Here is a 4,758-nt window from a genome sequence, read left to right on the forward strand (position 1 = left end):
GGCGGTCGGCTCGGCCTGCGCGGCGTCGTCGCCGTCGCCCGGGGCACCGCAGCCCGCGGTGACGAGCACGGCTCCCGCAGCGACCGCGACCAGCCTCCTCGTGTTCTTCAGCACTCGATCTCCTGACGTTGATGGGTGCATCAGTCCGCCGAGGCTACACATCGGACTTAGGCGGGGCCTGTGCGCGGGACCCCTGAACGCGCGCGAATACGCCCGCTGCTCGCCAGCCGGCCGGCCCCGGTCGAACCAGGGCTACCATCGCCCGGGTGACCGACCACCCTGTGACTCCCGCGGCCGAACCGCCCGTGAGCACGGCACGGGTGCTCACCACCCTGATGGTCCCGCTGTTCATGGCGCTGCTCGCCCTGTCGGTGATCAACGTGGCGCTTCCCGTGATCGGCCCCGCTCTCGACGCCGGGTCCACCGGCCTGCAGTGGGTGGTCTCGGGCTATGCGCTGTCGTTCGGCCTGTTGTTGGTGCCGTCGGGACGACTCGGGGACGCGACCGGCCGCAAGCGGATCTTCCTCGCCGGCGTCGCCGTCTTCACCGCCGGGGCCGTCTTCGCCGGGTTCGCCCAGAACATCGAGATGCTCAACGCCGCGCGGGTGGTGCAGGGCATCGGATCGGGGATGCTCAACCCGCAGACCTTCGGGCTCATCCAGAAGTACTTCCGCGGAGCGGCCCGCGCCCGCGCGTTCGCCACCATGGCCACCACGGTCTCGGTGGCCACGGCCTCGGGCCCCCTTGTCGGTGGCCTGCTGATCGAGGCCCTGGGCGACGACCTGGGATGGCGCGCGATGTTCTTCGTCAACGTGCCGCTCGGCGTGATCGCCCTGGTGCTGGGGCAGAAGTGGCTGCCCGACGACCGCGCGCTGCCCCGGACCGACCGCGACGGACGCGACGTCGGCGGATCGAGAGCGCGCGCCGGCGCGTTGGGCTACCAGGAGGACGACGGCGACGTGGTCGCCGCTCCCGCCGCCCCGCCCACGCGTCCCAGGCGTCTGGACGTGGACCCGGTCGGCATCGTGCTGCTCGGGGCGGCCGTCCTCTCGGTGATGCTGCCCTTCCTCAACCGCGGCGCGAACCCCGCGATGTGGGCCCTGGTCCCGCTCGGGGTGGCCCTCCTGGGGGCCTTCGCCTGGTGGGAGCGCCGCTACGAGCGCATCGGTCGACCGCCGCTGGTCAATCCCGAGATCTTCCGCGATCCAGCGTTCCGCAACGGCATGATCATCGTCTCGATCTACTTCATGGGCGGGACCAGCCTGTGGATCGTCATGCCCATGTATCTGCAGTTCCACCTGGGGTACGCGCCGATCGACTCCGCGTTCGTGAGTCTTCCCGCCTCGATCTGCGCCGCGGTGTCCGCGCAGGTGGCGGGGCGTTTCGTGCTCACGCTCGGGCGGCGTTTGGTGATCGGGGGCTTCTGTCTCACCCTCACCGCGCTGGGCACGTTCATCCTGCTCGCGGGTCTGGTGGAGTCCGGTGCGGTGGGGTACCTGATCTTCATGGCGCCCGCCGCGCTGATGGGTACCGCGCAGGGCATGACCATCTCGCCCAATCAGACGCTCACGGTCCGCGCGGTCGATCCCGCGTACGGCGGGGTGGCCGGGAGCATCATCTCGCTGGGCCAGCGCATGGGCACCGCGATCGGCACGGCAGTGGTTCCCGGTGTGCTGTTCTGGATCGTCGAGTCCCAGGACGACTGGTTGCTGGCGTTCCGGGCGGCGCTGGGACTGATCGCGGTGTTGGCGGCGGGCGCGTTGGCGTTCAGCGTCGTCGACCGCCGCCGGGAGAAGCGCTGCGCCTGACTCAGGGGCTGAGTGAGGCTGCTGAGCAGAGCGCCTGCTCGCAGGCCTGGTGTGGAGCGGGGTCTCAGAGCCTCGCGGCCAGCTCCACGCCCTGCTTGATGGCGCGCTTGGCGTCGAGTTCGGCGGCCACATCCGCACCGCCGATCACGTGGACACCCGGTCCGCGGCTCTCCGCGCCCCGGGCCCGGATCAGCTCGTCTGCGAGATCCCGCACCGACTCCTGTCCCGCGCACACCACGACGGAGTCCACGGGCACCAACCGCGGCCGGCCGGCGTCGTCGAGGATGTGCAGCCCGTCGTCGTCGATCTTCTCGTAGGTGACCCCGGTGTACTGGTGCACGCCACCGGTCCTGAGCTCGGCGCGGTGGACCCAGCCGGTCGTCTTGCCCAGCCCGTTGCCGATCGAGGTGGTCTTGCGCTGGAGCAGGTGCACCTCGTGGGCGGGATCCGCCAGGACGGCGGTGCCCAGCCCCGCGCGTTCGACGGCGGGATCCACCACGCCCCAGTGCCGCTTCCAGGCCTCTACGTCGGTGGAGTGACCATGGGCGCGGTGGCCGTCGAGGGCCAGTCCGGACCCACCGGCGAGGAGGAACTCCGAGACGTCCACCCCGATCCCGCCGGCGCCGATCACCGCGACGCGACGCCCGGGCCTGCGGGCACCGGTGAGCAGCTCGGGGTAGGTCATGACCATCGGGTGGTCGGCGCCCGGGATCGTGATCTCCCGTGGGCGGACGCCGGTGGCCACCACCACGTGGTCGGCGTCGCCCAGGTCGGCGGCGGTGGCACGTCGGCCCAGGTGGACGGGGACCCCGAGAACGTCGAGGCGTCGGCTGAAGTAGGCCAGGGACGCGGCGAACTCCTCCTTGCCGGGTACGCGCATGGCGTAGCGGAACTGCCCGCCGATCTCGTCCTCGGCCTCGTACACCTGCACCGACAGCCCTCGGGTCGCGGCCGCCTCCGCGCAGGCCAGACCGGCGGGACCCGCACCGACCACCGCCACCCGCCGGCGCGAGGGCGCCACGGTGAGCAGCAGTTCCGTTTCCCGGCCCGCGCGGGGGTTGACCAGGCACGACGCCCGCTTGTTGGCGAAGGTGTGGTCGAGACACGCCTGGTTGCAGGCGATGCAGATGTTGATCTCGTCGGCCCGCCCCTCGTCGACCTTGGCCGCGAACGCCGGGTCCGCCAACAGCGGCCGCGCCATGGACACCAGGTCGGCCTGCCCGTCGGCGAGGATCCGCTCGGCCACATCCGGGGTGTTGATGCGGTTGGAGGCGATCACCGGCACGCCGACGGTCTGCTTGAGCCGGGCCGCCAGGTCGACGAACGCCGCGCGGGGCACCGAGGTGACGATGGTGGGGATGCGCGCCTCGTGCCATCCGATCCCGGTGTTGAACACGTCGGCGCCCGCGGCCTCGAGGCGCTGCGCGAGCTCGGCGGTCTCGTCCCAGGTCTGGCCGCCCTCGACCAGGTCCAGGACGCTGATCCGGTACTGGATGAGGAAGTCCGGTCCCACCTCGGCCCGGATACGTCGGACGATCTCCTCCGGGAAGCGCATCCGCTTGCTCGCGCTGCCGCCCCAGCGGTCGGTGCGCTGGTTGGTTCGGGCCGCGAGGAACTGGTTGATCAGGTAGCCCTCGGAGCCCATGATCTCGACGCCGTCGTACCCCGCGCGCCGTGCCAGTCGAGCCGCTCGCACCCAGTGGTCGATGGTGCGCTCGACGCCGCGCGCACTCAGGCCGCGCGCCCTGAACATGCTGATCGGGGACTTGGTGGACGAGGCCGACCGCACGAACGGCTGGTAGCCGTACCTGCCTGCGTGCAGCAGCTGGAGCAGGAGGTGCGCGCCCTCGGCGTGGACGGCGTCGGTGAGGCCGCGGTGCTTGTCCGCCATCCGCCGACTGGCCATCATCGACCCGGCCGGCAGCAGCCAGCCCTGGATATCGGGCGAGAATCCGCCGGTGACCATCATGGCGGTGCCGCCGCGCGCCCGTTCGGCGAAGTAGGCCGTGAGTTCGGGCAGGTGCGCGCTCCGGTCCTCGAGCCCGGTGTGCATGGAGCCCATGACGACGCGGTTGCGCAGGGTGAGAGGCCCGACGACGAGGGGGCTGGTCAGGTGCGGGTGGCTCGAGCTCATGGGGCCTATTGTGCCCTGCCCGAGCCCGACCTTACTGGCGGGTAAGGTCGCGAAGTTCGGGAGTCCGAGTGCGTCACCGCTCTCAGTAGCGCAGGATCGCGCCGACGGAGTTCCCGTGCGGGAGCGCCTCGAGCACCACGAGCCGCCCGGACGTGGCACAGGTGTGGCCCACTGCGTCGTCGAGGTCCCCGGGCCGATCCTCCGGTCGGCAGATCGCCCCGGTGAGGATCAGGGTCTCCACCCGACCCTCCGCGGCGGCGGCGACGATCTCCCTCGGGTCACTGACCCCGAGGCCGGTCCCGAGCGCCTCGCCGAAACGCTCGGTCGCCGCGGCGGCGTCGGCGTTGAGGACCGGTTGCACGAGCGGCCACGCCTTCTCCTTGAGCTCCGCACCGTCGCAATGATCGGGATTCCCGGCCACCACCTGGTCGAGCAGGTGCGGGTAGGACAGCTCGCTCCTGAGCATCGGGTGGTGCTCGGCCACCGCCGCCAGGACGAGCGGCCGTCGCTCCTGCCCCGCGAGGAGCTCGTCGATCCCCCCGGCCACCTGACGGAAGAACTTCTCGAGCATCACGCGGTCCACCTCACCCCCGGCGCCGTGCCCGTGGAAGGCGGCGGTGCCCCCGGCCGCCGCCTGGTGCTGCAGCTGGGGCTCGCGCTCGGTGCGCCCTTCGGCGTCCTCCATCGACGCCGGGGCGGTGCCGATGTCCCTCTCGTGGACCGACCCCCGGGTGGCCTCGAACAGTCGCACCGAGTTCTGGCTCAGGGCGAGGATCAGGAACTCGCCGTCGGCGACCGCGGCCGGGACGAGCGGAC

3 protein-coding genes are annotated in these 4,758 nt (G+C 71.7%); 1 reads left to right on the plus strand and 2 read right to left on the minus strand.

Annotation, left to right across the window (positions count from 1 at the left end):
• Positions 1-266 precede the first annotated feature (266 nt).
• Complete coding sequence (locus tag G6019_RS12700; protein ID WP_182612465.1) at positions 267-1,808, plus strand: MFS transporter; 1,542 nt, start codon at positions 267-269, stop codon at positions 1,806-1,808.
• Between the two features lie 64 nt (positions 1,809-1,872).
• On the opposite strand, the gene G6019_RS12705 is transcribed toward G6019_RS12700, so the two are convergent.
• Together G6019_RS12705 and G6019_RS12710 are read right to left on the minus strand one after the other, a co-directional pair.
• Positions 1,873-3,942 carry an NADPH-dependent 2,4-dienoyl-CoA reductase gene (locus tag G6019_RS12705; protein ID WP_182627733.1) on the minus strand — a complete coding sequence of 690 codons (2,070 nt, stop codon included), beginning with the start codon at positions 3,940-3,942 and terminating at the stop codon, positions 1,873-1,875.
• Positions 3,943-4,024: 82 nt separating this feature from the next.
• A partial coding sequence (locus G6019_RS12710; protein ID WP_439822631.1) for a baeRF3 domain-containing protein occupies positions 4,025-4,758 on the minus strand: 734 nt, incomplete at its 5' end.

Origin of the sequence: Dietzia sp. DQ12-76, from assembly GCF_014145045.1 — a bacterium.
GTDB lineage: Bacteria > Actinomycetota > Actinomycetes > Mycobacteriales > Mycobacteriaceae > Dietzia.

Bases quoted from the DNA above. Each gene is read 5' to 3' on its own strand.
- G6019_RS12705 (WP_182627733.1), bottom strand. From the start codon at position 3,942: ATGAGCTCGAGCCACCCGCACCTGACCAGCCCCCTCGTCGTCGGGCCT.